Here is a 25,960-nt window from a genome sequence, read left to right on the forward strand (position 1 = left end):
CTTGCTCCCGCTGGACTGCGCAGCAGGCCCATTTTTTGGGGCCGCTGCGCGCCCCAGCGGGAGCAAGCTCCCTCGCCACAGGTACTTCGCGGTTATTGAAGCGCTTTGGCAACCGCATCAAAGGCAAACATATCGTCGATCACCTTGCCACCCGTGGGTTTGGTCTGCGCCTGCCACACCACAATCACCACATTCCTGGTCGGATTGATGTAGAGGTACTGACCAAACGTACCGGCCGCCGTAAAGGCTTTATCCGCTTTGGAGGCGTCGGTCCAACCTGGCCACCACATGGACGCAAAGTCACCGTACGCCGCATCTGAACCCGTAGTCGCGCTGGCAAAACTCAACCAGCCTTCAGGCAACACTTGCTGCCCACCGGCCTTGCCACCGCTAAGCACGAACTGCCCAAAACGCCCGTAATCCTCAAGCGTCGCGCTGATACCGCTGCCGCCCACTTCATTGCCATTAAGACCATCCAGCCACCACTTGGCATCGGTTTGCATGCCGTAAGGCGCCCAGATCTTCTCGCTCAGGTATTGCGTCAGTGGCTTGCCCACCGCAGCGCTCACCAGTTGCCCCAACACTTGAGTTTCACCGGTGCTGTAGTTGGTGCGAGTGCCAGGCGGCGCGGCGGTGGGCAGGCTGGCCATGAACTTGAGGAGCGACCCGGGCACTTGTTCACTACGCAGTTTGATCAAGTGGCGCTCGTCCGAGGTAGGGTCCGTGTATTGCTCGTTCCACTTGATCCCGGAGCGCATGGACAGGATCTGGCGCACGGTGACCTGGTCGTAACCGCTACCGGCCAACGCGGGTAAATAACGGGTGACCTTGTCATCCAGGCTCTTGATGGCGCCGTCCTGTAGCGCCGCGCCCACCAGCGTCGAGGTGATGGACTTGGCCACCGACATCGACATCCACCGGGTGTCGGCGGTGTTGCCTTTTTCATAACGCTCATCGACGATCTTGCCGTCCTTGAGCACCAACAGCCCGGTTACCCGGTTGATCGCCACGTAGTCATCGAGGCTGTAATGCTTGCCTTTGTAGTCAAAGGCAACCGGCCCAAGTGGCTGGCTGCTGCGGGGTAACGGGAACGGATGACCGCCCGCCTTGATCGTGCGCGTCGGGAACAACCGGTCGGTATTACGGAAGGTAGTGACGGCCAAGTCCTCGCTGAGCCTGCCGTCATAGATGGCCTGCACGTCGCCGATCGGTTCCTGTGCATGGGGATAAGGCTTCGCGGGATCCGGGGTGGCCGCGCAGGCGGTCAACGACAGCGCAAGTGTCGACGCACACACCAACACATGAAGCGCGCTGCGTTCAACCGGGGATGAAGGGCGATGAAGCACGGGCATAAGCACCTCTTTATTATTGTTTGATCGGCCTTGAAACGCTTCGGCACGTCAGCAAAACCGACATGCCGAGGCTCAGGATGCAGCGGGGGATTTTTTCTGGCGCGCGGGATCGGGCCGGATTACGCGCGGAGTCGGGCCATGGGGGCTTCGGAGGGTTTAACAGGCCAGGACTGGCTGTGTGATTTGCTGACAAAAAAGGGGGACAGATCGTTTTTAATCAAATAGACCCGCCCCCTTATTTTGCCCTATGAGCAATCTTCTATACGCGTTACCGACCCCGCCAGCCGCGCGGATTTCAGTGACACCACCTTATAATCAAGTGCTTTACATGCACGAACAACATCATTGGGACGCGGCTCGTGACTTCTTTTTATCTGGGTAGAGATAGTACCTCCAGCTTTTGAATCAAGATAGACTACTAAGCTGGAGCAAAACTCGCCCGGAAAATCCTTAACAAACCACTTAAGACACCTGAAACGCTCAAGCGCTTTGATTTTAGGGCGAAGATGCGGCAGAAGATAAAGTGTCAGAGGGTACAGCAAAAACATTGCAGCAAGAGGCATGTAGTTTATAGCCCCGAGAAAATACATAAGCACTAACCAAACCAGTGCGGCACCATAGAAAAAATTACGTGAAATAGGCAGATATCCGGAGTAAAGCATTCTAGGAAAGGAATACTTCACCTCATCAGCTTTAAGCCTTTTATACTCACTCTCTAGGACCTCAGCCTCCAGCTTTGGCAAATTATCAGGCCGCTCATACAAAAAAGCGCCACTACAACCCTCAACACATTTCTCCAGGCTAACCCTTCGCAGGCCACTCGTTAAAATTTCAACTACTTCAGACTCATTTATTGCAATAGCAACATGAGTACAGTTATCAAGTGTCGCCACTTTAATAATAATATTGGACGATAGCCCGACAACATCTCCAGCTTTCAAAAAGCTCTCCCTATCATAATTTTGCGTAGCACCAACAAGCCAATATCGACAGATGCGTTGAAACCTTTAATCAAAAACACTCATACCGCAAAATCGCCCGGTCGATCTGGCATTCCGAGCATCTGAGCTAGAAAGCCACGCAGTTCACAACTCTCTCTGGGGTTTCCCTGCATTACTCGATGATTGCTATAGGTCAGAGCGAAGGCTCTGCTTAGGAGGCCGTCTAATCGATGAGGTTGATGATTACTATCGAACCGGTCGCCTATTGGCTTACCAAAACCCATTCCTATAATCGCCTCCACTTTCTCCCTCCCGTCTGCCCGCAGGCGAAATCTCCTCCCGGAACCCGACACCATGCCAAGCGCAAGCCGGGCCCCTAGCGGCCTCCCCGAACATAACCAACAAACCGTCCTGCAGCAGTGGCTGGCGATTCTCTCGGTGGCCGTAGGCGCCTTCGCCCTGGTCACCAGCGAGTTCCTGCCGGTAGGCGTACTCAACGACGTCGCCGCCGATCTCGGCATCAGCGCCGGCCATGCCGGCCTGATGGTCACCCTGCCCGGCATCATGGCCGCCCTCGCCGCCCCGTTGCTGTCGGTGGGCATTGGAGCCATGGACCGTCGCTACCTGCTGATCGGCCTGACCCTGATCATGATCATCGCCAACATGGTGGTGGCCTACGCCAGCGACTTCAGCCTGCTGCTGTTCGGCCGCGTCCTGCTGGGCATCAGCATCGGCGGCTTCTGGGCCACCGCCATCGCCCTCAGCGGCCGCCTGGCGCCCAAGGGCGTGGGCGTAGCGAAAGCCACCTCGATCATCATGATGGGCGTGACCCTGGCCACCGTCCTCGGCGTACCCGTCGGCACCTGGCTGAGCGGCCTGATGGGCTGGCGCATGACCTTCCTCGTCACCGCACTGGTGGGCATACCGGTACTGCTGGCACAGATGTTCCTGCTGCCCCGCCTCGAACCGGAAAAAGCCATTCGCATCGCCGACCTGCCGGCCCTGTTCATCAACCCACAAGCACGGGTTGGCTTGATCGCCGTATTGCTGATCGGCCTGGCCCACTTTGCCGCGTACACCTACGTCGCGCCGTTCTTCAAAAACAGCTCCGGCTTCGACGGCCCGACCATTGGCTCCCTGCTGCTGCTCTACGGCGTGGCCGGCGTAATGGGCAACGTCTTCGCCGGCTTTGCCGCCAACCGCAGCGTGCGCCACACCTTGCTGCTGGTGGCGCTGATGATCGGCACCAGCACCGCCCTGTTCCCCTACTTCGCCACCGGCATGAGCGGCGCAGTAATGCTGATCGCACTGTGGGGCTTCGCCTTCGGTGCCTTCCCGGCCTGCGCGAGTATCTGGATGTTTGTGGTTGCGCCCAAGGATGTGGAGCGTGGCATGCCGCTGTTCGTGGCGTTGTTTCAGGTGATCATTGCCGTGGGCTCGTTCTTTGGCGGGCAGATTGTCGACAAGATGGGCACTTCGGTGCTGTTGAGTTTGGCGACCGCGTTGGTGGGCGCCGGGTTTGTGACGGTGCTGGTGTTGGGGCGCAAGGTGAGTAATAGCCTGGCGGCTCAGCCTGCTTAATCGAGGAAAACGGGACTGATTGAATTCAGTCCCGTGGCTGGAGGCAGTGAGCGCCGCACCTTGCTCCATTGCCTACAGTTGCGTCAGAATCCGCCGGCTTGTGCACCTGGGTTGGGGTCTCTAAGGTTGCTCGGTCGCTGAAACCTCAGTGATCGGGTTTAGTAGCCCGAGGTTCAACCTAACGTGTGCATGAGCTTCATCTGTCGGACGTCCTTGTCTGTGCTTGATGGTGGCTGTGCGTAGGGCGCCCTCGGGCGCGCCGGTTTTTGTTAGGTTCCCCCGGTCTACTAACCTGCGTACAGCTGCCACCCCCTCGTTTAGTAGCAACGGAGTGGAAGCCCGAGCAAGGAACTTAACGATGTTCAAGGTAACGCCGAATCCTCCGGGATCTCCCGATTTGAAACTCAACCAAGCCGCGCAACGTGCCTTGGATCACTATCTCAATCCCTCCTCCGCCAAAACCGCCCCGCCGTCGGGTGCGCTGTTCAGTGTGGCTGCTGATGCCAGCAGTGAAAGTCTGATTACCAATAGCTATGAAACCTTTGCCTCGGTCAGCGCGTTGCTGCTTGATCTGTCGGACGAGCTGAGCGGGAAAGACCGTGATGTGGCGTTGGCTATTCATCAACTCAGTGAGTTGGGGGTGCTGTTGATGGGTAAGTTGATGGATCGGGAGGTGCCGTCTAGCTGAAACCGGACGCTGTCCAGGCTACTCAACTAGCTCAATCGACTGATCGCCGAGGCGCTGTAGGCATCTACGGCGGCTCAGCGACGACGATGCCGCTTTAGTTGAGTAAGTCGCCGCTCATGCTGCGCTCAATAGCGGTTTCAGGCCATTTGCCGCCATTACGAAACGCCGTTTTCGACTCCAAACGGACACTCCACTGATGTCAGGCAGGTGTGGGATTTCAGCTTCTGGTGGTCGCGACAAGAATGGGCTTTGTACCGTTGCGCCCTTTAAAGACCATTGTCACATCGACCACCGTATCCATTCCCTCAAAAAACACATCCGCGTTGACCCCATCGAGCCGTTTCTTCAGAGGGGTAGTACTGGTGATGTGGCGGCTCAGTAGGCTTTCAAAGTCAGCCCTATTGCTATCAATCCACCTCTTCAGATCGGTTCTGAGCTGCTCGATTGGCTTGAGCTTTTTACCCGACGGCTTTCGCTTGGGTCCTAGCGTGTCGAGAACGCTGATCTCGTCGATTGAGTAGAGAACCGGGACCATGCACAGTTCGGTCCCGTTCTCGTTCTTCAAGATGGCAACAAGAGTCGTGTCGGAAGGCGCCCGAGCAAGATCTTTTGGGGTGACGGAGAGTGTCACATCCACCCGATCGAACGGTTTAGGCAGAATCCCACCAATGGTCATGCTTTGAGCGAATTTCGTGATTTGTTGGCTCGCAAGCCTTGCCCAGCCGACCTTCTGTTGATTGAGCACGCATAGGCAACGGCTCGACTTAATCATCCGGGGGAGCACGATGCCGTTCTTCCTGGTCCACTGGAGCAGGTCAACCTTCGCATCAAATTTCAGTCGTGCAGAGCCCTCAGATGGCTTTACTGTTCCGGTGTATTTCGTGCCGGAAGGTGCGCCAGACCGAACGGCAGCACCAATTGCAGCTAGGTTCTTAGCCTTTCGTGCAGCTCTCTCTTGTTCCTGCTGATCCCGAGCAACCTGGACTCGCTTGGCTTGGTAGGTATCGGCTTTACCCTGAATCTTGGACATCGCTTCGTTGAATTCTTCGAAAGCCTTTTTGGCTAAGCGAACATCCTTCTCCATCCGCAACACCCTGGCCCAGTCGATCAATTCCAGATCCGGGTCGTCAATCCAATCATTGACCACGCTCCGAACTCGCTCACAAGAATTGGCTTTACTGTTATCGAAACAAACACTCAACTCCTTATTTTTCGAGGCCCCCCTGAAGGTAAGGTTCTGGCTGCCAAGTGTGACGAAGTCAGCCTCGTCCATGATGACTTTCGCATGAAGGTCCTTCACCTCGTAAATCGTGCACTTGTTGATGAGCAACAGCTTGAAGGCAGCGATTGTTGACGCCATACAGACGAAGTCCCTTACCTCGAACCGTGTGTAAAACGTTGCTTGCTTGTTGGCCAAGAGCTTAAGCGTGCTGTTTTCTGTGATGTAGGGGGACAGCACTGTCAGAGGCGTGGTGGCTTCTCGGATCTGCCGATTCCATCGAGGAGCCAAATTGGTTCTGATGCGGATCATTCAACCGTCCCTGGTCTGCCTGGGCGCGAGGCGCGGGGTATATTGGAATCCCTCCAGTATACCGCCGGCGCAGCTGACCATCACAGGCTGTAACCTTGATCGGCAGAGAACAGCCAAAAGCGAACGATCAAGAGAGTGTCAGATTTTTTGTGTACGAGCGGTGATGGCCTACCGTGAGGCAAGCCTTCATTCGACAGTCGCCACCGCCCCTCTTCCGGGACTGATGAGCAAACCTCATGAAGCCTTGCCGATTTACCCGTCTAGTCCTCAGTCGTTAGCGCGCTTACTGTCTCCCCACGCCCAACGGGAGATCAACATGCACAAACGCACACTCGGCAACAGTTCACTCGAAGTATCCGCCCTCGGCCTCGGCTGCATGGGTCTGAGCCATGGCTATGGCCCGGCCACGGATACCGAGCAAGCCATCGCACTGATCCGCTCAGCCGTTGAACGAGGCGTCACGTTCTTCGATACCGCCGAATTCTACGGCCCCTATATCAATGAGCAAGTAGTCGGCGAGGCGCTGGCGCCAGTTCGCGACCAGGTTGTGATCGCTACAAAATTCGGCTTCGCCGTCGGCACCGACAATACAAAACAGGCTCTGGACAGCCGGCCCGAACGTATTCGAATAGCCGTCGAGGGTTCGTTGCGTCGACTGAAGACCGATTACATCGATTTGCTCTACCAACACCGCGTCGATCCGGACGTGCCGATTGAGGACGTTGCCGGGGCGGTGAAAGACCTGATTAGCGAAGGAAAGGTCAAGCACTTCGGCCTGTCGGAGGCAGGCGCGCAAACCATTCGTCGCGCCCATGCGGTACAGCCGGTCACGGCGCTGCAAAGCGAATACTCGCTGTGGTGGCGCGAGCCTGAGCTGGAAATCCTGCCGACCCTTTGGGAGCTGGGCATCGGCTTCGTACCGTTCAGTCCATTGGGTAAAGGCTTTCTCACCGGCACGGTGTCGGCCGATTCCACTTATGGCAGTGACGACTTCCGCAGCATCGTCCCGCGTTTCAGCCAGTCGGCGCTGCAGGCAAATCAGGGTCTGGTGGTGTTGATCCGTCAGATTGCTGCGCAGAAACAAGCGACACCGGCCCAGATCGCGCTGGCCTGGCTGCTCGCGCAGGCACCGTGGATTGTGCCGATTCCGGGCACGACCAAACTGCATCGCCTGGAAGAAAACCTCGGCGGCGCGAACATCACCCTCGACGCTGCCGAACTCAAGGCCATTGATACCGCGCTGGCGCAGATCCGCATCGAAGGCGAGCGCTATCCCGAGGCTCTCAAGGCGCGCGTCGGTCGATGAGTACCGATCACGATCCGCTGCGGCGCACGGTCATCGCCGCACTGGCCAGCGCCCCGCTGCTGTCGCTCGCCGACGCGCAAGGCGCCAGTGAAACACCGCGTTCGGGCTCGCGGATTCTGGTCGCGTATTTCTCGCGCTCGGGCAATACCCGCGTGGTCGCCGGGCTGATCCAGCGTGGACTGGGTGCCGATCTGTTCGAGATTCGCCCCGCCCACGCCTACCCCGAGGACTATCTGCAAACCGTGGAACAGGCGCGCCAGGAACGTGACAGTGGCTTCGAACCCGAGCTGCAAAACACGGTTCACGCCCTCAGCGACTACGACACGATCTATCTCGGCTTTCCGATCTGGGGTGAAACCGCCCCGCCGATCGTGCGCGCATTCCTCAGCGCCCACGATCTGACCGGCAAGACCCTCATCCCCTTCAACACCCATGGTGGATATGGCCTGGGCAACAGCCGCCGTGTGCTGGTCAAGCATGCGCCGAAGGCCAAAGTGCTGGAAGGTTTTGTGATGGAGGGTGAGCAGGAGCGCAAGACCATGGAACGCGTGAACGGCTGGCTGAAAGATCACCCTCTCACGCACTAATCGAATTCTGTACGGAGTAACTCCATGAAAATCCGCACGTTGGGTAATGGCCTGGAAGTGTCCGCCTTGGGTCTTGGCTGCATGAGCATGACGTCGGCCTACGGGCCGGCAGCCGACCAAGCCAGCATGATCAAGCTGATTCGTTCGGCCCACGAGCAAGGCGTCACCTTGTTCGACACCGCCGAAGCGTATGGCCCGTTCGCCAATGAAGAGCTGCTGGGGGAGGCCTTGCAGCCGATCCGCGAGCAGGTCGTCATCGCCACCAAGTTCGGTTTCGATATCGACTTGATCACCGGCGCACGTGGCGGCGGCACCAACAGCCGCCCGGAGCATATACGCGCCGTGGCCGAAGCGGCGTTGAAGCGTCTGCGCACCGATTGCATCGACCTGTTTTATCAGCACCGCGTTGATCCCCAGGTGCCCATCGAAGACGTGGCCGGCACCGTCAAGGATCTGATCGCCGAGGGCAAGGTCAAGCATTTCGGCCTTTCTGAAGCGGGTGTGGAAACCATTCGCCGGGCCCACGCGGTGCAACCGGTCACGGCGGTGCAAAGCGAATATTCGCTGTTCTGGCGTGGCCCGGAGCTGGAACTGCTAGCCGTGCTGGAAGAACTGCGGATCGGCTTCGTACCGTTCAGCCCGCTGGGCGCCGGTTTCCTCACCGGTCAGATCGACGAGAACACGCAGTTCGACGCGAGCGATTTCCGCAATTTCGTCCCGCGCTTTTCCCCTGAAGCGCGCAGGGCCAATCTGGCGTTGGTCGATGTGGTGAAAACCGTCGCGCAACGCAAACACGCCACGCCGGCGCAAGTGGCACTGGCCTGGTTGCTCGCACAGAAACCGTGGATTGTGCCGATACCGGGCACGACCAAACAGCATCGCCTGGAAGAAAACCTGGGCGCGGTCGAGCTGCAATTGAACGGCGACGATCTGCGCGTGATCAACGAACAGATGGCACAGATTCGGGTGCACGGCGAACGTCTGCCGGAGTCGGCACTGAAAATGACCGGACTCTGAGTCTGCCCGACGCGGCGCCATGTGCGGCGTCGCTTTCTCTGTCTGACCGGAGAACTCATCCGATGAACCGATTGATTGCGCCACTCGTTGCTTTGTCACTGATGGCGGCAGAGTCCCAGGCCGCCAGCGAAATCCGCGTTACGCCGAACGGATCCCAGCCTTCGATCAAGGGCGCAGCGGAAAACTTTACCGGCTCTGTACGCGTCGATGGCCTGTTCAAAGGTGAAGCGCCCGCGCGCATCGGTGGCGGCACGGTGACCTTCGAACCCGGCGCACGCACGGCGTGGCACACCCATCCGCTGGGACAAACGCTGATCGTCACTGCCGGCGTCGGCTATGTGCAGCAAGAGGGTGGCGCGCGTCAGGAGATCCATCCGGGCGACACTGTCTGGATTCCACCGAACACCCGTCACTGGCACGGCGCCACGGCCAGCAACGGCATGACCCACATCGCCATCGCTGAAGCCGAGGATGGCAAGACCGTCACCTGGGCGGAGCAGGTCTCGGAGGCGCAATACGCCGGCCAATAAAGTTACGGAATGTGTCGAAGCTGCTCGACCGGCACGTTCGCGGCGAACCGCCACGTAACCTCAATGCCCCGTAACAACCTGCCCGCACCGGGATTCCAGCGGTTATCGCACGTCGACTCATGAGTTCTGCTCATGAGTCCATGCGCTATTTCGGGGTTAATCGCCACAACCATCCTCCTTACGATCCAGCAACACCGCAGCGCCCCGCAATGGATGGAGCCCTTCACGATGATCACTGACACCCGCAACCGCACTGCCCTCCCCACACTCATGGCGCTCTGCCTGAGCGTCGGGGCGATGTTCAGCGTCACCACTCAAGCAGCCGAGGCTTCGCCCACCATGACCAGCACACCCGCCAGCGCAGCCCGCTTGTCGAGCCAGCAACAAGCCATTCCACTGATCGCGGCGTTCATGGCGACCAGCGACATGCCCAACCTCAACACGGCGCTCAACCAAGGGCTTGATGCCGGCCTGACCATTAGCGAAACCCGCGAAGTCCTCGTGCAGCTCTACGCCTACGTCGGCTTCCCGCGCAGCCTCAACGCCTTGAATGAATTGATGACCGTGGTGCAGGCGCGCAAACAACGCGGCCTTGACGATGCGCCGGGGCGTGAGCCGAGCCGGGTGATACCGGTGGGGGATGAGCTATTGGCAGCGGGTACGGCGAATCAAACGAAAATCTCCGGCGCCCCGGTCAAAGGCCCGGTGTTCGAGTTCGCCCCAGTGATCAACCAGTTCCTGCAAACGCACCTGTTCGGCGACATCTTCGAGCGCGACAACCTCGACTGGCAAAGTCGCGAATTGGCGACTGTCGGAGCGCTGGCAGCGACGCCGGGGGTCGAGCCTCAGTTGCGCTCGCACATGGCGGCGAGCCTGCGCGTCGGGCTCAGCGCAGCACAGTTGCACCTAGTCACCGAACTGCTGAAAAAGCATGGCGATGCACAGACTGCCGAGCGGGCCAACGCAGCGCTGGTCCAAGCCCTCGCGGCGTCGAGGAAGTGACATGAGAACTGCAAAACGTCTGCTGAGCGTCATGCTGTTGAGCCTGTTGGCGGCCTGCGCGAACCACTCCGAAGGCCCGCTGCTGATCCAGAAACAAGGCAGCTTCGCCGCCGGCGGAACGATGACCACGGCACCGGGCACCTTCAACCCGCGCCAACCGATGACGCCCAACGGTCAGACCTACCACGGTGACCACGCCTACGCCTTCTATCAAATCCCGGTGGACGCGCGAAAACTGCCCATCGTCATGTGGCACGGCGCAGGTCAGTTTTCCAAGACCTGGGAAACCACCGCCGATGGTCGCGAGGGTTTTCAGAACATCTTTCTGCGCCGCCACTACGGCGTCTATCTGATCGATCAACCCCGGCGTGGTGATGCCGGGCGCAGCATGGTCGAGACTACCATCAAGCCTGTGCCGGACGAACAACTGTGGTTCAACCAGTTCCGTATCGGCCTTTGGCCCCGCTACTTCAACGGCGTGCAAGTGGCACAGGACGCCCAGACCCGCGAGCAGTTTTTCAGGGCTATGACACCGAACACCGGGCCGTTTGACATGGGCGTGGTCTCCGATGGTGTGTCGGCGCTGTTCGACAAAATCGGCCCCGGCATCCTGTTTACCCATTCTCAGGGCGGCGGGCCGGGCTGGTTGACGGCGATCAAGAACGACAAGGTCAAAGCCATCGTGGCGTTCGAACCGGGCAGCAGTTTCGTGTTTGCTGACGGTGAAGTGCCGGCGCCGATCCCCAGCGCGTTCGACACGGTGCAAGGCGCAGCGGTGCCGATGGAGCAATTCATGGCACTGACGCGCATTCCGATTCTGATCCTGTACGGCGACAACATCCCGGAACAGGCAGTCGATCTGCCCGCTCAGGACAGTTGGCGCGCACGCCTGAAAATGGCCCGGCTCTGGCGTGACGCGGTCAATCGCCATGGCGGTGATGTGCGACTGATACACCTGCCGGAGATTGGCATTCACGGCAATACCCATTTCCCCATGTCGGATCTGAACAACGTGCAGATCGCTGACCTGGTCGCGCAGTTCCTCAAAGAAAAACAGCTGGACTGACCCAAATACTTTCGCAACTGCCGTCCTTTTTTTGCTCAGGAGCTTCACGTGAAGAACACCCTCAAAGCCACGTTCATGTCGGCATTGGTCGGCCTCTCGGCAGGCGAAGCCTTGGCCGCCGACTACAAGAAGAACCCATTCACCCTCGCCTACGACGGCGCGATCACCCGCAACGAACCGGGCAGGGTCAACATCCACCCGGTCAGCTATAAGCTCAACGGTCTGGACATCGCCGCCAACGTCTACACGCCTGCCAACTACGACGCGAAGAAGACCTACCCGACCGTGGTGGTTGCGCATCCAAATGGCGGCGTAAAGGAGCAAGTCGCCGGTCTGTATGCCCAGCGCCTCGCCGAACAGGGCTACATCACCATCACGGCCGATGCGGCCTATCAGGGCGCCAGCGGTGGTCAGCCGCGCAGCATCGATAAACCGGCGTATCGCATCGAAGACATTCACGGCATGGCCGATTTCATCAGCCAGTTCGCTGGCGTGGATGACAATCGTCTGGGCCTGCTCGGCATTTGTGGCGGCGGTGGTTATTCGTTGGCGGCGGCGCAAACCGACAAACGCTTCAAATCCCTGGCAACGGTGAGCATGTTCAACTCGGGTCGAGTACGCCGCAACGGCTACAGCGACTCGCAACTGGACAGCATCCAGCAACGTTTGCAACAGGCATCAGCAGCCCGCGCGCAAGAAGCAGCGGGGGGCGCGGTGCTGTATACGGGGGATGCCAACCTCACCGATGAGCAGACTGCCAAACTGCCTTTCGAACTGTATCGCCAAGGCTATGAGTACTACTGGAAAACCCACGCGCACCCGAACTCGACCTTCAAATACACCACCAGCAGCCTTATTGACCTGATGCGTTTCGACGCCACCGACCATATCGAGTTGATCAATCAACCGTTGCTGATGATCGCCGGCAGCAAGGCCGACAGCCTGTACATGACTCAGGATGCGTTTCCCAAAGCCGCCGGCACCACCGACAAGGAAGTGTTCATCATCGATGGCGCCACCCACATTGAAACCTACTGGGTGCCGCGTTATGTCGATGCGGCGATCGGCAAACTGACGGATTTTTACGCACGCACCTTGTGATCAGCGCGCCAAGGGTCGCACATCCGTGCGCGACCTGCTTTCATGGAATAATCACGCGCTCCTCATGAGAGGTTCTCATCAATGTCCCGCCCCAATCTCAACGACCTGCAAGCCTTCGTGGTCATCACCCGCGAAGGCAGTTTTACCCGTGCTGCCGCGCAACTGGGCGTTTCGCAGTCAGCGCTGAGCCACACTCTGCGGGCACTGGAAACCCGGCTGGGCGTGCGCTTGCTGACGCGGACTACGCGCAGTGTTTCACCAACGGAGGCGGGCCAACGCCTGTATCAAGCGATGGCGCCGCGCTTTGAAGAAATTGAACTGGAACTGGCTGCCGTCAGCGAGTTTCGCGACACCCCCGCCGGCAATGTACGGATTCAGGCGTCCGAGCATGCGGCGAACAATATTCTCTGGCCGAAGCTGCTGAAGGTGCTGCCCGACTACCCGGACATCAAGGTCGAAATCACCGTCGATTACGCCCTCGCCGACATCGTCGCGCAGCGCTATGACGCTGGTGTTCGACTGGGTGACCAGGTGGCCAAGGACATGATCGCCGTGCCGATCGGGCCATCGTTACGCATCGCCGTTGTCGGCTCACCGCAGTATTTCCAGCAGCGGCCTTACCCGATGGAACCGAGAGATCTGGCGGCGCACAACTGCATCAACCTGCGCCTGCCGACTCACGGCAGCCTGATGCAATGGGATTTCGAAAAGGATGGCCACGAACTCAAGGCCCGCGTCGAAGGCCAATGGACATTCAACAGCAGCGTGCCCATTCTGCGTGCGGCCGTGGCGGGATGTGGCTTGGCTTTCCTGCCAGAGGACATGGTGGCGAAGGAGCTTGCCGACGGTAGCCTTGTGCGGATGTTGGAAGATTGGTGCCAACCCTTTGCCGGTTACCATCTCTACTACCCCAATCGCCGTGAACATTCGTCAGCGTTTGGCGTTGTAGTTGAGGCGTTACTCTACAAGAGCTGAGTCATCGACCTTCAAGGCGTCTGAATTTTTCCCGCCCCCTCAAACCGTGAATGAGCAGATGATTTTGATCGACTGCGTCGGGCGCGACCGGCTGCAAGCCGATTGCTGCCCCTCGTAACAAGCAGCTTCTGGCTTATCCCCCCTAAAGCCCCACCCAAAAACGCCGATAACCTCCTACCATCAATCAACCCCCGTTCCCCTACACCCGATTCGCTCCCCGCATGCTCGTATGGCACGTCGCATGCTTGCCTCACCCCGGCCCGTCCACATGGAGTACGAGTGAATGCCTGCCCAAGCCCGTTTCATCGAGCACTACCGCAAAGCCGACCGCATCATGCTCGCCCTGATCTGGCTGATGACCCTCTTCTCCCTGGGCCTGGCGTTCTGGCACGACACGCTGCTTCAAGCGCTCTTCATAGGCGCCGGCACCAGCGTGGTGCTGACCCTGGCCTATCGCGTCATCGGCGGCACCCGCCTGATGCGTTGCGCCCTTGGCGTCGGCCTGATGGTCATGGCGGCGTTGCACATCAACCAGGCCCAGGGTGTCATCGAATCGCACTTCGGTATCTTCGCGCTGCTGGCGGTGCTGACGTTCTACCGCGACTGGCTGCCTATCCTGGTGGCCGCTGTCACCATCGCGGTACACCACGTGGTGTTTCATGCCTTGCAGCACCAGGGTTTCCCGGTGTTTGTGATGGAGCATCACGGCGGCTGGAGCATGATTTTCGTCCACGCGTTCTACGTGGTGATGGAGACGGTCGCCCTGCTCTACCTCGCGGTGCACAGCCAGACAGAAGCGGTAGAAAGCCAGGAAATGCTCGAAAAAATGCTCGCCGTCACCACGCAGTTCAGCGGTGAGGCCGTCAAGGGCAGTCCGGAAAAAGTGCATGTCTCCCTTGCCACCCGTTTCGATCACTTTCTGACCCAGATCACCGGCCTGATCGACGGCGTCGCCCGCGACTCCCACGGCCTCGGCCAACTGGGTCAGGAGCTGGCTCACGCCAGCGGCACCTTCAAAAAAGGCGCGCGCCACCAACTGGCGGAAATCGCCCAGATGACCGGTTCCATGCAGCACATGGACTAATGGCCGACAGTAGCCGCTCATGACAGACCACTTCCAGCCAAGCCAGTGAGCCACTCCAACCCTATCGGCGAACAAAACCAAAACACCCCGCACTTCAACCAAAGGCGGGGCGTTCTCTCCAGCATCACTTCACATCAATCACATCGCGGTATGAAAAATCTGCTCAATCTCATCCTGATTGGCAGGACGCGGATTGGTAAAACCGCAGGCATCTTTCATCGCATTGGCTGCCAGTGTCGGAATATCGTCAGCCTTCACACCCAGCTCAACGAGCCCGCTCGGAATCCCCACATCCGCAGACAGTTTACGGATGGCCGTGATAGCCGCCGCAGCACCCTTCTCCGCATCGAGTTGCTGAGTCTCAACCCCCATCGCATGAGCGATATCCTTAAACCGGGCCGGGCATACGCTGGCGTTGAAGCTCGACACATGGGGCAGCAGAATCGCGTTGCACACGCCGTGAGGCAGGTCGTAGAAACCGCCCAGTTGGTGCGCCATGGCATGTACATAACCCAGCGAAGCATTGTTGAAGGCCATGCCGGCAAGGAATTGCGCGTAGGCCATGTTTTCCCGGGCGGTCATGTTGTCACCCTGGGCAACGGCGGTGCGCAGGTTGGCCGAGATCAATTCGATGGCTTTGAGTGCACAGGCATCGGTGATCGGCGTGGCCGCCGTCGACACGTAGGCTTCGACGGCGTGGGTCAGTGCGTCCATGCCGGTGGCGGCGGTCAGGCCTTTGGGCATGGCGGCCATCAGCGAGGGGTCGTTGACGGATAACAGGGGGGTGACGTTACGGTCGACGATGGCCATTTTCACGTGGCGGACTTCGTCGGTGATGATGCAGAAACGGGTCATTTCACTCGCCGTGCCGGCGGTGGTGTTGATGGCGATCAGTGGCATTTGTGGCTTGGCGGATTGGTCGACGCCTTCGTAGTCGCTGATGTGCCCACCGTTGGCGGCGCACAGGGCAATGCCTTTGGCGCAGTCATGGGGTGAACCGCCGCCCAGGGAAATAATGAAATCACAGTCGCTGCGGGCCAGCAGTTCCAGGCCCTTCTCCACGTTGCTGACGGTCGGATTCGGTTTGGCGCCGTCAAACAGGGTGGAGTCGATGTCTTGCTGGGCCAACAGGCCAGCGACCTTGGCCGCCACGCCGGCTTTGGCCAGGCCGGCATCGGTGACGATCAAGGCTTTGCGGAATCCGTACTTGCGGATTGCGAGCATCGCCTCGTCGAGGCTGCCAATGCCCATCATGTTCACGGAAGGAATGAAGAAGGTGCTACTCATGATAAATCCTCTTTTTATTATGGAGACACGGGAGTCAGTGAGGTTTTCTACTCATCTCGCAGGTGATGCGGCGCCTCTTGTTGTCATCGTTGACGATCACAAAGCTGAGCCTAAACCTATGGCGTCAGACCGAAATGGTCCTTTAGCGGGCATTGACACCTCCTTTAGTACTGGAAGCAGGGCTTCACCATTCCATGGGGGGCGGCAGCAAAATCTGACTTGCGCAGACCCAGCCCCGCACGGATGGTTATGATGGTTCGCTGAGCAACAACCCTCACCGACTCTCCTGTGCAGGAACTGATCGGGCTGTCCGTCAGCGTGTTTGTTCTCGGGTATCTGCCCTGGGCCTGCGGTCGCCCTTCTGTTTACCGGGCACTGGCAAATTCTCATCTTCGTAGTGGCGATGCTGGCGGGTATGCATGTGTTTTCCAGCCTGGAAGGCCGGCGCACGTCTTGATGGGGTTTGACCCCGATTTTTACTGAACGCAACTCAAGGACGGCTTCATGGAACAACTCCAACCTCGTGGCACTGATGCGGACGGTTATATCCTCACCGTGTCCAACGTCGAGACGCAGCCACAGTTTCAGGCTTTGCTGACGGACGTTTGCATGACGCTCGCGCGGCCGGAACCTTTGCTGGACGGGATTTATCTTTATGGCAGTGTCGCGAGAGGCGACGCCGTGCCGGGGGTTTCTGACCTTGACCTAACCCTTATTCTGCACAGCCCACCTACGTCGCAGGATCTGGAAATGCTGGAGTCGAAAAGGCGCACGCTGGAAAGTCGGCATGCCGAAGTCACCAAGATCGATTTCGATATCGGTAGTCGTGCTGAAGTATTGGCACCTGACAATCGATTGAGCTGGGGGTATTGGCTCAAGCATCACTGTCGTTGCTTATGGGGCGATGATCTGACCCAACGCTTCGACCGGTTCAAGCCGTCGCGCGCTATCGCCATTGCCGTGAATGGTGACTTTGAATCCGTGCTGACCCGGTATGCCGACCTTATCGACCAGGCGACCACACCGACGCAATCGCTACGCTTGCAGCGAGAAGCTTCGCGCAAACTCATCCGGTCAACTCAAGTGCTTCGCTCTGAACAGGACCTGATGTGGCCGCAAACACTGGAAGAGCTTGTCGAGCAGTTTGTTCAGCATTACCCGAGTATGAGAATGCAGATCTCTTTTTTCTTGTCCCAGGCAAGAAACCCGGATGCCAAGCCAAAGAAATTTACGACTCAGCTCCATGATTTTTTGACCTGGATGGCTACACAAACCGGTTGAATCCATAACGCGCCTATGAAATCAGGGGCGATTCATGTACCTACAGACGGGTTATCACGCATGCGATTACCGCGAAATTCGATATCCATAACCTGTTGGCTGCTCCGTGGTTTTACTGAATTGAGTGAGTCATCCTAAGCGTCTCAGGATCATCATCGAAAGATACACCTCCAAGCGACAACAGGCCTTGGATCAACTCCCCATGAATGACCGATACACCTTTTCTTATTGATGAGTGTCAGCCTCCTCTGCGGGATAAAACTCGCCCTCCTTCCCCATTTTTTTCAGCCGTTCGCGCACAATTACCTCGACGCTGGCTACGGCGGTTTGATCGTCAGGGTTGACCAACTGCAAGCACAGGCGTTGGACATTCTGATCGTGGGTGCCCTCGCTCATCATCTCGTGGGTGAAGACCTGTTCGCCACGCCATAGGCATAGCTGGGTATGCGTCCCGCCAAGCCATATTTCGTTGATTGATCCAAGGTCGGTGGTCTCTAGTTGATCGACGGTGATTGTCTTATCCATTGCGCTGTACCTTACCCATGAGTAGATACAGGTAGACTTGCCGGCATAGCGGGTCGTTCCACGCGTTGGCAGTTCAACCGGGCTAATGGTGGTTAAGCACGTCCCGGTTAGAACCAGGACAATTGACGATTGAAGGCGGACAGTACGAGCCGAGAAGGGCCATCACATGACTGATCCTGCTGTTTTACATGCAAATGACCGCGCTTGGATCAACTTTGATCTCCCCTCCTCGGGCCGATACTGCCAGCTCACAGATGGCGTGCAGCCTACGGAACGACCGGCTGCTATCGGCCAAAAGCAGCCTTTGGTGAAGTGGTAAATTCCGGTCGTGAGCGAGCGTTGTGTTCTTAAAAATTTAACGCATCGTAGAAATTATTCTATATGCGTAACCGGATGGACGGAGTTAACTTTCGTCAACCTTACCTAATATATCTTCCGCTTTTGCTACATTCATAACTCGCACCATAGATTTTCCAAAGCCTAACGGAAATATTGGGTTTGACGGGTCGATCGCAATAAAAAACTCCAGTAAAACCAGTGCTGACTGTATGTGCCTGTATACACACTCTGCGAATAACTCTTCCAATATTGCATCTGTATTACTGGACTTGCTGTGTACTATCTCGTTTCTTAGTCTTTCAAGACTCTTGAAATCGGACCAGAAATTCTCGGATTGAGGTGGAGGGCATTTTAATATTGGTGGCAATATTGATGAAACTTTCTCAGAAGTAGAAATCCATCGTTCGATTTGCTCCTTGCTATAATGTTCTGTAGATTTGTTGGTGGACTTTATGTATACATGTGAGTCAGGGATTGCCGCATTGCAAAATGATTCCACTGCCTTATATGCGAAAATTATTGCCGTCTGTATGCTCTCAAGATAGTCATATGCCAGCCCCACATTGTGATCATATATCGATTGAGTAGACTCTGATAACCGTTCGAGTTTTACTTTAATTTTTTTAGCTTGCTGTAACGACTTGGTTGCTACATTTATTGCAAGAGTGATTTCATTGGGGACCACTATTGTAATGGTTTTTGAACCAATTTTTGGCTTTATTATTTTCTGAAAAAAAGCTGTCTTATTTGTGGAGGTTTCGTGAATGCCGATAGGTTTGTTTGCGCGTCTATCCGGGGTCGGGATGCCTTCAGAAGGGTCGTCTGGGTTGCTCATGTGATAAACGCAAATCAACTGAGTATGTAGTTTTAACATTTTTACTCCAGTGCGTGCGTAATTAATTGGTCTGCTGGCATTCGCTGGATGAGTACGAAGCTGAATAAATGCTCAAATTTAGCCATCGGCCTCAGCTGTTTTGTTGCTTATTCAGTTAGTGATTACTCGATAAAAACTAGATAATTTTATAGAGCATGAGCATTCCGGCGCTGTGCAAGCGGTTTCTATAACTCGAATAGTGCAAGTTGCGCACATCTTAAACAAATTCTTTTTTACGTTTTTCGCACTCAGCTAGAACATTTTCCAACCATGTCTCATACCAGTACCATGTGTTCATTATGGTGACGCCAAAACCTTTGCCTTGTTTTTTTGCATCGTTGAGCTGCCACATTTGCGTGTGGTGCCTCATATTGAATCGTGGATAGCCAGACCTCTGTACTTTTTCGATAATTTTCGAAGGTAAATATTTAGGGCGTTCAATCTCCTTGATTTGAATATATTTGGTATTTATTCCTTGGGCCATTTCAGAGCCAGGTTTGATAAACTCAATAACTTGATCTGCCTGACCTTTATGGTTCGCTGTTTTGGGAACGAAGAAAACACGATAAGAAAATTTTGGATCATTGAACTCTTCATCGGTTAGAGCCAGATCAAATGCAGTTATATATGCCCGGATATTTTCAGGGAGACCGTCAGCCTGGGATAATTTCTCCACCTGTTCCTTATTCAAAGATGAGAATTGGAGGCTAAAGGATAAGTGCTTGTCTATACCGAAGCTAGCGCCAAATAGCGACTTTATAAGTTCATTATAATTTAGGCAGCAAGCTTGAAATCTAGCACTTAAAAACTGATCTATCCTGGTCGTCATTTGGTGTTCGATTTCATGCCTCAAGCCGATTAGAAATCTAAGATTATTTGCGGCACTCAAATCGACCGGTGACTCTGGCTGATTCAGACATTTCTCTAACTCCCAATGCTTTACAGCACCTTTAGCAGTTTTTTGAAATCTCTTTCGCGTACCTTCCATTTTGAAGTAACGATACTCAACTCCATTTTTACGATAATATGCATGGAGGAGATAAGTCCAAGATATCATCATTAAAACAATAAATATTTCAGACTTGAAGGTGAGCGCAGGGTTGTTAAATATCTGTACTGACGCAAGGGCGGACTCTCTAGATTTTTTTATAAGTTCTCCCGCTACAGATCCCACTGATCGCACTCTTTTCTCTACCGCCATACTGATCATCCTTGCAGTGAGTCATATTTATAGATTTTATATGCGATTACAATAAAGTGACCATTTCGGGCACTTGGAATGACCCTTCTCTTACTGGATACCATAGCGATACTTGGCGGGAAATCCAGTCTGAGCTTACGGCTCGCAGTGTTCAGCCGTCGTACCGCTACGACGCTCGGCCAAATACCGATGCACAAGCTAGATCCTATCCTATCAGTCGCATTTAGATATCGCTGTTCTCGCAGCTATAAAACCGCTCTGCGGGAGCGGCCGCTTCTGGCCGATTGCAGCCCCTCGTAACAAGCAGCTTCTGGCTTATCCCCCCTAAAGCCCCACCCAACACCGCCGATAACCTCCTACCATCAATCAACCCCCGCTCCCCCACACCCGATTCGCTCCCCGCATGCCCGTATGGCACGTCGCATGCTTGCCTCACCCCGGCCAGTCCACATGGAGTACGAGTGAATGCCTGCCCAAGCCCGTTTCATCGAGCACTACCGCAAAGCCGACCGCATCATGCTCGCCCTGATCTGGCTGATGACCCTCTTCTCCCTCGGCCTGGCGTTATGGCACGACACGCTGCTTCAAGCGCTCTTCATAGGCGGCGGCACCAGCGTGGTGCTGACCCTGGCCTATCGCGTCATCGGCGGCACCCGCCTGATGCGTTGCGCCCTTGGCGTTGGGCTGATGGTGATGGCGGCGTTGCACATCAACCAGGCCCAGGGTGTCATCGAATCGCACTTCGGTATCTTCGCGCTGCTGGCGGTGTTGACCTTCTACCGCGACTGGCTGCCTATCCTGGTGGCCGCTGTCACCATCGCGGTACACCACGTGGTGTTCCATGCGTTGCAGCATCAGGGTTTCCCGGTGTTTGTGATGGAGCATCACGGCGGCTGGAGCATGATTTTCATCCACGCGTTCTACGTAGTGATGGAAACGGTCGCCCTGCTCTACCTCGCCGTACACAGCCAGACCGAAGCGGTAGAAAGCCAGGAAATGCTCGAAAAGATGCTCGCCGTCACCACGCAGTTCAGCGGTGAGGCCGTCAAGGGCAGTCCGGAAAAAGTGCATGTCTCCCTTGCCACCCGTTTCGATCACTTTCTGACCCAGATCACCGGCCTGATCGACGGCGTCGCCCGCGACTCCCACGGCCTCGGCCAACTGGGTCAGGAGCTGGCTCACGCCAGCGGCACCCTGGAAAAAGGCGCGCGCCACCAACTGGCGGAAATCGCCCAGATGACCGGTTCCATGCAGCGCATGGAAGATGCCATGGGCCATATCGCCGTGCACGTGGAGCATGCCGTCGAGCACGCGGGGCAAGCCAGCCAGCAGATCATCCGTGGCCAGGAAAGCGTCGGCCGCGCCCAGCTGGAAATCACTCAACTCGCCACCCGCCTCCACGACACTAACGAGACGGTCGAAGGGCTGGCCGTGCAAGCCGAACAAATCGGCTCGGTGCTGGAGGTGATCAACAGCATCGCCAACCAGACCAACCTGCTGGCCCTCAACGCCGCCATCGAAGCCGCCCGCGCGGGTGAGCAAGGGCGCGGGTTTGCCGTGGTCGCCGATGAGGTCCGCAGCCTGGCGCAACGCACGGCGGTGTCGACCCAGGAGATCAAGACGATTATTGAAGGGTTGCAACACGGCAGCCGGCAAGCGGTAGAGGCCATGCACGACAGTCGCCAGGGCGTGGAGCGCTGCGTGGAGGACAGCCAATTGGCGGTGGAGATGCTGCGGGCGGTGGGCAATGATATTTCGCAGATCGATCAGTTGAATGGGCGGATTGTGTCGACCACTCGGGAGCAATCCACGGCGAATGTGGAGATTGTGGGGCGGCTGCAGTCGGTGCAGAGCATCGCGCAGAATACGGCGCAGGATGTGGAGACGCTGGCCAGGAGCAGTGAGCGGTTACCGCCGATTGCGGTGCGGTTGGATGCGTTGGGGCGCCGGTTTCATCAGTGAGTGGGAGCATGGGCCGGTGCTTGATTCAAGCGCTGCTTCTGACGCGGATTGTTAGTCCAGGCGTGAGCGTCGCTACGGGCAGATCGGGTTTCAATCAAATGAATCGGGCCCTTTCTGCTCCTTTATTTGGACGTGCCGTGTTCATTTTGAGCGTGGGCCGGATAACGCATAGCGGCTTGCCTCTTCCATCAAGTCATCGCACATCGGATTGGCTTTGAGCATGTACGCAGCCGGGTCGATTATCGACAAGCCAGGCGATGTCTCTTCTGTGGCAGATGCCCAAACTTCTCCCATTGGCCCGACAATCTATTTCACTGCCCTCGCAGGTGCGTAGGGGTTGATTTACCGCTACCTTCCCTGGAAATCTTGCAAAGAGACGATGCACATGGATGTTGAATGGGCGCATGCCATCGAAGCCGCAGAAAGCGAGTACTTGTGTTCCCGCGTTGAGAGCTTATCGCGGGTTAGTGGAAATCCTTTTGGTGCTCGTGTGTTTTCCAATGGGGCCTTTCCGTGCTTTCAGGTGAAGGCAACACCTAGCCCGATGTTCAATCGTATCTACGGTGACAGCACCGGCAACCCCCTTTCACTGCTGAGCTTGCTCAAGGAGTCAGCGGAGTATTCAACAGTAACGCCCCTTATCGGGAAAGCCTCGACGTTGGAGCAATTCGCTTTTGTGGGTGAGGAGCGATTCGAGCGTTTGAGGGGGTGGACGCATCTGCAGCTTGCGTGCCCCATCGAGGATGCGGTGTTGCCACCCCAATTATTCAACATCGAAGAGGCCACTTCAGACTCTCTTCCGGAGTTCGCGGCAGTTCATGCGAGTGGCTTTCATACCAAGCCAGAGCATCGTCAGTTGAGCCAGGCTTGTTTTGCAGGACTGATGTCGAATGAACGCCTGAAAATCTACGTCCTTAAAGCTGATGGGCAAGTCGTTGCAGGCGCGTTGATGTACCTGGCCAGCAATGGCGTTGCCTACCTGGGCACGGCTGCCACTCGAAAAAATGCACGAGGCTTGGGCTATCATGGAGCGCTGATATCTCACCGGATAGAGCAAGCAAAGAAGCACGGCAGCCTGGTGATTGCTGCAACTGCGCTTCCAAGTTCGCAGAGTCGCCGCAATTTGCAGCGCATTGGGCTGGCGGCGTCTCATGCTCAGGCGCTGTACCGCTTGGCAGATGGTTGAAACAGATTCGTAATCTACCTTCCGCTTGTGCGAACGGTAGATGTAAAAAGCTGCTGCTCCTATGGCGAAAATGGTAAGTCAGCCAGAGCTGTTCATATTCATTTAAAACCTCGGCACATCGACGTCGCGCAGAAGTTCCTCGGTGGCACATTTGAAACGCTCCACCAGAAAGTCCAACAGGACCCGCACTCTGGCAATTCGGTACCGATTGCCATGCAGCACCGCAAACACCCCAGCTTCTGCTACGCAATAGTCAGGCAGCAGCACCTTCAACCGCCCGGCACGGATATCCGCTGCTGCGTCCCAAATGGTCTTGCGTGCAATGCCATGACCGGCCAATGCCCAAGCACGTGCCACGGCGCCATCGTTGGCTTCCCAGGCGTTTTCCAATGGCACACTGTGGTTCCATGTCTGGCCGTCCACCCTGAAATGAAAGGTGTTTAAAGGACCCGCCGGAGTCACCAGCAGAATAAATTTATGCCCGGTGAGCTCGGCCGGCGTCTGCGGCTCGCCGTGGCTCGCCAGGTAGTCCGGCGAGGCACAAAGCACCCGCCAGTTGGGTGCCAGTTGCCGGGCGATCAACGAGCTATCACGCAGTGGGCCGAAACGAATGGCTAGGTCGACATCGTCCTGTACCAGGTTAGACATAGCGTCCGACAAGGTCAGCGCCACCTTCAACTGCGGATGCTGCGCGCAAAAGGTCTCGAGCCAGTCATTAAGCAGGTGACGGCCAAAGTCAGTAGAGGCAGACAGACGGACTTTACCGCGTACTTCCTGCTGACTCGCCTGCAACCCTGCCTCCGCCTCATCAATGGCGCGCAAGGCGACCCAGCATTGCTGCAGATAGAACCGGCCTTCATCAGTCAGGCGCAGTTGACGGGTTGTGCGATCAAACAAGCGGGTATGCAGCGCCGCCTCCAACTTGAGCAACCGTGCGCTGGCCGCCGCCGGCGACAACCCCAACTTGCGTCCAGCGGCTGAAAGACTGCCGAGGTCGGCAGCCTCAACGAACAAGCGCATGTCCCCCAATCGATCAGTGGCCATCTTCAATCCAGATTTGATTAAGCATCAAATTCTAGACCAATTATCAAATCACAGACACTTCATCACAATCAGGCCTCACCTGTTTTTCGAGCAAGCTCATGAACCGCGAAGAATCGATTCAACCCAACCCCCCGCCGTCCTCAGAACTACCTATCACTGGCTTACTGGCCCTGACCACCGCGAGTTTTATCGCCACTGCCAACGAGAGCGTACCCGCCGGCCTGTTGCCACACATCTCCGACACGTTTGAGGTTTCCCAGGCATGGGCGGGGCAATGGGTCACCGCGTGTGCCCTCGGTTCCGGGCTGGCGGCCGTTCCCTTGACCTTGGCCTTGCAAGGTTGGCCACGGCGCCTTGTGTTATTACTGACAGTGGGGGTGTTCTGTTTGTGCAACGCGGTAACTGCCTTGTCGCCGTATTTTGCCCTCACCCTGGTCGCGCGCCTGATCGTCGGGGTCGCCACTGGTGTGGCGTGGAGCCTGTTGGCCGGTTATGCGCGACGCATGGTCGCCGCGCCCTTGCAAGGCCGCGCGATGGCAGTGGCTATGCTGGGTATCCCCGTCGCCTTGGCGCTGGGCGTACCACTGAGTGCCTGGCTGGGTGAACAGATCGGTTGGCGCAATGTGTTCGGGCTGCTAGCGGCGTTGAGCCTGGCGCTGATGGTTTGGATTCGGCTGAATGTCCCTGACTTTGCCGGGCAACGGGCTGGTCAGCGCTTGTCCCTGGGCCATGTTTTGTCCAGGCCAGGCGTGCGACCGGTGCTGACGGTAGTTATGCTGTGGATCATGGCTCATTACATGCTCTACACCTATATTGCGGCATTCCTGGCATCGGTCGGGTTGGATGGACAGGTCGAGCAGGCATTGCTTGCGTTCGGCATTGCGGCTCTCGTGGGTATCTGGCTCACTGGGCTATTGATTGACCGCTGGCTGCGGCGGTTGGTGCTGTTGAGCCTGGCCGGGTTTGCGCTGGTATCGCTGGCATTGGCGTTGGGTGGCTTGCCTGCCATAGCGGTTTATGTGGCGATGGCTGCCTGGGGCCTGAGTTACAGCGGTGCACCGACCCTGCTACAGACAGCTTTGGCGAATGCTGCTGCCGACGGTGCCGATGTGGCTCAGTCGATGCTGGTGACCGTGCTGAACCTCGCGTTTGCGGGCAGTGCCGTAGTGGGCGGTGTACTGCTTGAGACGACAGGCGTGGGATCGATCCCCTGGGCAACCTTGGGATTGGTGCTGCTGGCCTGGTTGGTTGTTAAGGTGGGTGGCCAAGCTGGGTTCAGGAGCTTGTCCAAGCCCTGACCGGTTTTACTGCCGCTTAGTCCGAATTCGGCTCAGCCAAAATGCAGGCAAGCCAGTTCACACAAATGCTGTGTGATGCCTTCCTCGGAGTGTTCCGGAGCTGCAATCAACAGCATCTCCGAGGCACTCGATGAGGCTCAAGCGACGGCACGCAATGCCGGTGATATTACGCCGCCGCTCAATCTCAACTTCGTCACTCTAA

General features: G+C 56.9%; 22 protein-coding genes and 2 pseudogenes. 16 read left to right on the forward strand and 8 right to left on the reverse strand.

Annotated features, from left to right (window positions below; translation table 11 throughout):
* Window positions 1-92: 92 nt before the first annotated feature.
* Together HX824_RS21910 and HX824_RS21915 are read right to left on the reverse strand one after the other, a co-directional pair.
* Window positions 93-1,352 (reverse strand): serine hydrolase, encoded by a 1,260-nt coding sequence (locus HX824_RS21910; RefSeq protein WP_177055058.1) that lies wholly within the window; start codon window positions 1,350-1,352, stop codon window positions 93-95.
* Window positions 1,353-1,597: 245 nt separating this feature from the next.
* Entirely contained in the window at window positions 1,598-2,293 is a 696-nt protein-coding gene (locus HX824_RS21915; protein WP_177039828.1) for a hypothetical protein, read from the reverse strand.
* Between the two features lie 354 nt (window positions 2,294-2,647).
* On the opposite strand from HX824_RS21915, the gene HX824_RS21920 reads away from it, so the two are divergent.
* Together HX824_RS21920 and HX824_RS21925 are read left to right on the forward strand one after the other, a co-directional pair.
* Window positions 2,648-3,874, forward strand: coding sequence for an MFS transporter (locus HX824_RS21920; protein WP_003209751.1), 1,227 nt, complete (start codon window positions 2,648-2,650; stop codon window positions 3,872-3,874).
* A 358-nt stretch (window positions 3,875-4,232) separates the two neighbouring features.
* On the forward strand, window positions 4,233-4,562 hold the full coding sequence (locus tag HX824_RS21925; RefSeq protein ID WP_032899015.1) for a DUF6124 family protein: 330 nt from the start codon (window positions 4,233-4,235) through the stop codon (window positions 4,560-4,562).
* 217 nt (window positions 4,563-4,779) lie between these two features.
* On the opposite strand, the gene HX824_RS21930 is transcribed toward HX824_RS21925, so the two are convergent.
* Window positions 4,780-6,093 (reverse strand): phospholipase D family protein, encoded by a 1,314-nt coding sequence (locus HX824_RS21930; RefSeq protein ID WP_102605913.1) that lies wholly within the window; start codon window positions 6,091-6,093, stop codon window positions 4,780-4,782.
* A gap of 316 nt (window positions 6,094-6,409) precedes the next feature.
* On the opposite strand from HX824_RS21930, the gene HX824_RS21935 reads away from it, so the two are divergent.
* The 9 genes and pseudogenes from HX824_RS21935 to HX824_RS21975 all read left to right on the forward strand — a co-directional run.
* Window positions 6,410-7,399, forward strand: a complete 990-nt coding sequence (locus tag HX824_RS21935; protein ID WP_003209745.1) for an aldo/keto reductase — start codon at window positions 6,410-6,412, stop codon at window positions 7,397-7,399.
* Window positions 7,396-7,986 carry a flavodoxin gene (locus HX824_RS21940; protein ID WP_102605912.1) on the forward strand — a complete coding sequence of 197 codons (591 nt, stop codon included), beginning with the start codon at window positions 7,396-7,398 and terminating at the stop codon, window positions 7,984-7,986. The genes HX824_RS21935 and HX824_RS21940 overlap by 4 nt, the downstream gene beginning before the upstream one ends.
* A 24-nt stretch (window positions 7,987-8,010) precedes the next feature.
* Window positions 8,011-9,003, forward strand: a complete 993-nt coding sequence (locus HX824_RS21945; RefSeq protein ID WP_177028429.1) for an aldo/keto reductase — start codon at window positions 8,011-8,013, stop codon at window positions 9,001-9,003.
* 62 nt (window positions 9,004-9,065) lie between these two features.
* A complete protein-coding gene (locus tag HX824_RS21950; RefSeq protein ID WP_008432610.1) occupies window positions 9,066-9,533 on the forward strand; it encodes a cupin domain-containing protein in 468 nt (155 codons plus the stop codon).
* Window positions 9,534-9,761: 228 nt separating this feature from the next.
* Window positions 9,762-10,535, forward strand: coding sequence for a carboxymuconolactone decarboxylase family protein (locus tag HX824_RS21955; RefSeq protein ID WP_003209734.1), 774 nt, complete (start codon window positions 9,762-9,764; stop codon window positions 10,533-10,535).
* 121 nt (window positions 10,536-10,656) lie between these two features.
* Entirely contained in the window at window positions 10,657-11,601 is a 945-nt protein-coding gene (locus HX824_RS21960; RefSeq protein ID WP_173406085.1) for an alpha/beta fold hydrolase, read from the forward strand.
* Between the two features lie 48 nt (window positions 11,602-11,649).
* Window positions 11,650-12,702: an alpha/beta hydrolase gene (locus HX824_RS21965; RefSeq protein ID WP_008432604.1), complete on the forward strand. Its 1,053-nt coding sequence runs from the start codon at window positions 11,650-11,652 to the stop codon at window positions 12,700-12,702.
* Between the two features lie 81 nt (window positions 12,703-12,783).
* Window positions 12,784-13,677, forward strand: a complete 894-nt coding sequence (locus HX824_RS21970) for a LysR family transcriptional regulator (protein ID WP_177055059.1) — start codon at window positions 12,784-12,786, stop codon at window positions 13,675-13,677.
* A gap of 283 nt (window positions 13,678-13,960) precedes the next feature.
* Window positions 13,961-14,758 (forward strand): annotated as a pseudogene (locus HX824_RS21975) (methyl-accepting chemotaxis protein); the annotation flags it as partial.
* A gap of 141 nt (window positions 14,759-14,899) precedes the next feature.
* On the opposite strand, the gene yiaY reads toward HX824_RS21975, so the two are convergent.
* Window positions 14,900-16,048 (reverse strand): L-threonine dehydrogenase, encoded by a 1,149-nt coding sequence (gene yiaY / locus HX824_RS21980; RefSeq protein ID WP_102368759.1) that lies wholly within the window; start codon window positions 16,046-16,048, stop codon window positions 14,900-14,902.
* Window positions 16,049-16,376: 328 nt separating this feature from the next.
* On the opposite strand from yiaY, the pseudogene HX824_RS32655 reads away from it, so the two are divergent.
* Together HX824_RS32655 and HX824_RS21985 are read left to right on the forward strand one after the other, a co-directional pair.
* Window positions 16,377-16,505: pseudogene (locus HX824_RS32655) on the forward strand (DUF6691 family protein); the annotation flags it as partial.
* Window positions 16,506-16,552: 47 nt separating this feature from the next.
* Window positions 16,553-17,329, forward strand: coding sequence for a nucleotidyltransferase domain-containing protein (locus tag HX824_RS21985; RefSeq protein ID WP_003212643.1), 777 nt, complete (start codon window positions 16,553-16,555; stop codon window positions 17,327-17,329).
* 225 nt (window positions 17,330-17,554) lie between these two features.
* Here HX824_RS21985 and HX824_RS21990 read toward each other — a convergent pair whose 3' ends face one another.
* From HX824_RS21990 to HX824_RS22000, 3 genes are all read right to left on the reverse strand, one after another.
* Window positions 17,555-17,854, reverse strand: a complete 300-nt coding sequence (locus tag HX824_RS21990; protein ID WP_003212641.1) for a hypothetical protein — start codon at window positions 17,852-17,854, stop codon at window positions 17,555-17,557.
* Between the two features lie 403 nt (window positions 17,855-18,257).
* Window positions 18,258-19,028 (reverse strand): hypothetical protein, encoded by a 771-nt coding sequence (locus HX824_RS21995; protein ID WP_177022082.1) that lies wholly within the window; start codon window positions 19,026-19,028, stop codon window positions 18,258-18,260.
* Between the two features lie 256 nt (window positions 19,029-19,284).
* A complete protein-coding gene (locus tag HX824_RS22000; RefSeq protein ID WP_256347043.1) occupies window positions 19,285-20,268 on the reverse strand; it encodes a DUF3644 domain-containing protein in 984 nt (327 codons plus the stop codon).
* 465 nt (window positions 20,269-20,733) lie between these two features.
* Between HX824_RS22000 and HX824_RS32815 the strand changes: the two genes are divergently transcribed.
* Entirely contained in the window at window positions 20,734-22,230 is a 1,497-nt protein-coding gene (locus HX824_RS32815) for a methyl-accepting chemotaxis protein (protein WP_177049864.1), read from the forward strand.
* 385 nt (window positions 22,231-22,615) lie between these two features.
* Window positions 22,616-23,416: a GNAT family N-acetyltransferase gene (locus tag HX824_RS22010; protein ID WP_177049862.1), complete on the forward strand. Its 801-nt coding sequence runs from the start codon at window positions 22,616-22,618 to the stop codon at window positions 23,414-23,416.
* Window positions 23,417-23,518: 102 nt separating this feature from the next.
* Here the strand turns inward: HX824_RS22010 and HX824_RS22015 are convergent, their stop codons facing one another.
* The gene (locus HX824_RS22015; protein WP_177049860.1) at window positions 23,519-24,460 is read right to left on the reverse strand and encodes a LysR family transcriptional regulator; all 942 of its coding nucleotides are present in this window, start codon (window positions 24,458-24,460) and stop codon (window positions 23,519-23,521) included.
* 98 nt (window positions 24,461-24,558) lie between these two features.
* On the opposite strand from HX824_RS22015, the gene HX824_RS22020 reads away from it, so the two are divergent.
* Window positions 24,559-25,758, forward strand: a complete 1,200-nt coding sequence (locus tag HX824_RS22020) for an MFS transporter (RefSeq protein WP_177049858.1) — start codon at window positions 24,559-24,561, stop codon at window positions 25,756-25,758.
* The last annotated feature ends 202 nt before the right edge of the window (window positions 25,759-25,960 follow it).

The organism is Pseudomonas sp. D4002 (genome assembly GCF_013385665.1).
GTDB lineage: Bacteria > Pseudomonadota > Gammaproteobacteria > Pseudomonadales > Pseudomonadaceae > Aquipseudomonas.

Coding starts and splice junctions, on each gene's coding strand:
- HX824_RS32815 (WP_177049864.1), top strand. CDS start 20,734: ATGCCTGCCCAAGCCCGTTTCATCGAGCACTACCGCAAAGCCGACCGC.
- HX824_RS21955 (WP_003209734.1), top strand. CDS start 9,762: ATGATCACTGACACCCGCAACCGCACTGCCCTCCCCACACTCATGGCG.
- HX824_RS21950 (WP_008432610.1), top strand. CDS start 9,066: ATGAACCGATTGATTGCGCCACTCGTTGCTTTGTCACTGATGGCGGCA.
- HX824_RS21925 (WP_032899015.1), top strand. CDS start 4,233: ATGTTCAAGGTAACGCCGAATCCTCCGGGATCTCCCGATTTGAAACTC.
- HX824_RS21970 (WP_177055059.1), top strand. CDS start 12,784: ATGTCCCGCCCCAATCTCAACGACCTGCAAGCCTTCGTGGTCATCACC.
- HX824_RS22020 (WP_177049858.1), top strand. CDS start 24,559: ATGAACCGCGAAGAATCGATTCAACCCAACCCCCCGCCGTCCTCAGAA.
- HX824_RS21930 (WP_102605913.1), bottom strand. CDS start 6,093: ATGATCCGCATCAGAACCAATTTGGCTCCTCGATGGAATCGGCAGATC.
- HX824_RS21935 (WP_003209745.1), top strand. CDS start 6,410: ATGCACAAACGCACACTCGGCAACAGTTCACTCGAAGTATCCGCCCTC.
- HX824_RS22000 (WP_256347043.1), bottom strand. CDS start 20,268: ATGGCGGTAGAGAAAAGAGTGCGATCAGTGGGATCTGTAGCGGGAGAA.
- HX824_RS21920 (WP_003209751.1), top strand. CDS start 2,648: ATGCCAAGCGCAAGCCGGGCCCCTAGCGGCCTCCCCGAACATAACCAA.
- HX824_RS21960 (WP_173406085.1), top strand. CDS start 10,657: ATGACCACGGCACCGGGCACCTTCAACCCGCGCCAACCGATGACGCCC.
- HX824_RS21945 (WP_177028429.1), top strand. CDS start 8,011: ATGAAAATCCGCACGTTGGGTAATGGCCTGGAAGTGTCCGCCTTGGGT.
- HX824_RS21910 (WP_177055058.1), bottom strand. CDS start 1,352: ATGCCCGTGCTTCATCGCCCTTCATCCCCGGTTGAACGCAGCGCGCTT.
- HX824_RS22015 (WP_177049860.1), bottom strand. CDS start 24,460: ATGGCCACTGATCGATTGGGGGACATGCGCTTGTTCGTTGAGGCTGCC.
- HX824_RS21995 (WP_177022082.1), bottom strand. CDS start 19,028: ATGAGCAACCCAGACGACCCTTCTGAAGGCATCCCGACCCCGGATAGA.
- HX824_RS22010 (WP_177049862.1), top strand. CDS start 22,616: ATGGATGTTGAATGGGCGCATGCCATCGAAGCCGCAGAAAGCGAGTAC.
- yiaY (WP_102368759.1), bottom strand. CDS start 16,048: ATGAGTAGCACCTTCTTCATTCCTTCCGTGAACATGATGGGCATTGGC.
- HX824_RS21940 (WP_102605912.1), top strand. CDS start 7,396: ATGAGTACCGATCACGATCCGCTGCGGCGCACGGTCATCGCCGCACTG.
- HX824_RS21990 (WP_003212641.1), bottom strand. CDS start 17,854: ATGGATAAGACAATCACCGTCGATCAACTAGAGACCACCGACCTTGGA.
- HX824_RS21985 (WP_003212643.1), top strand. CDS start 16,553: ATGGAACAACTCCAACCTCGTGGCACTGATGCGGACGGTTATATCCTC.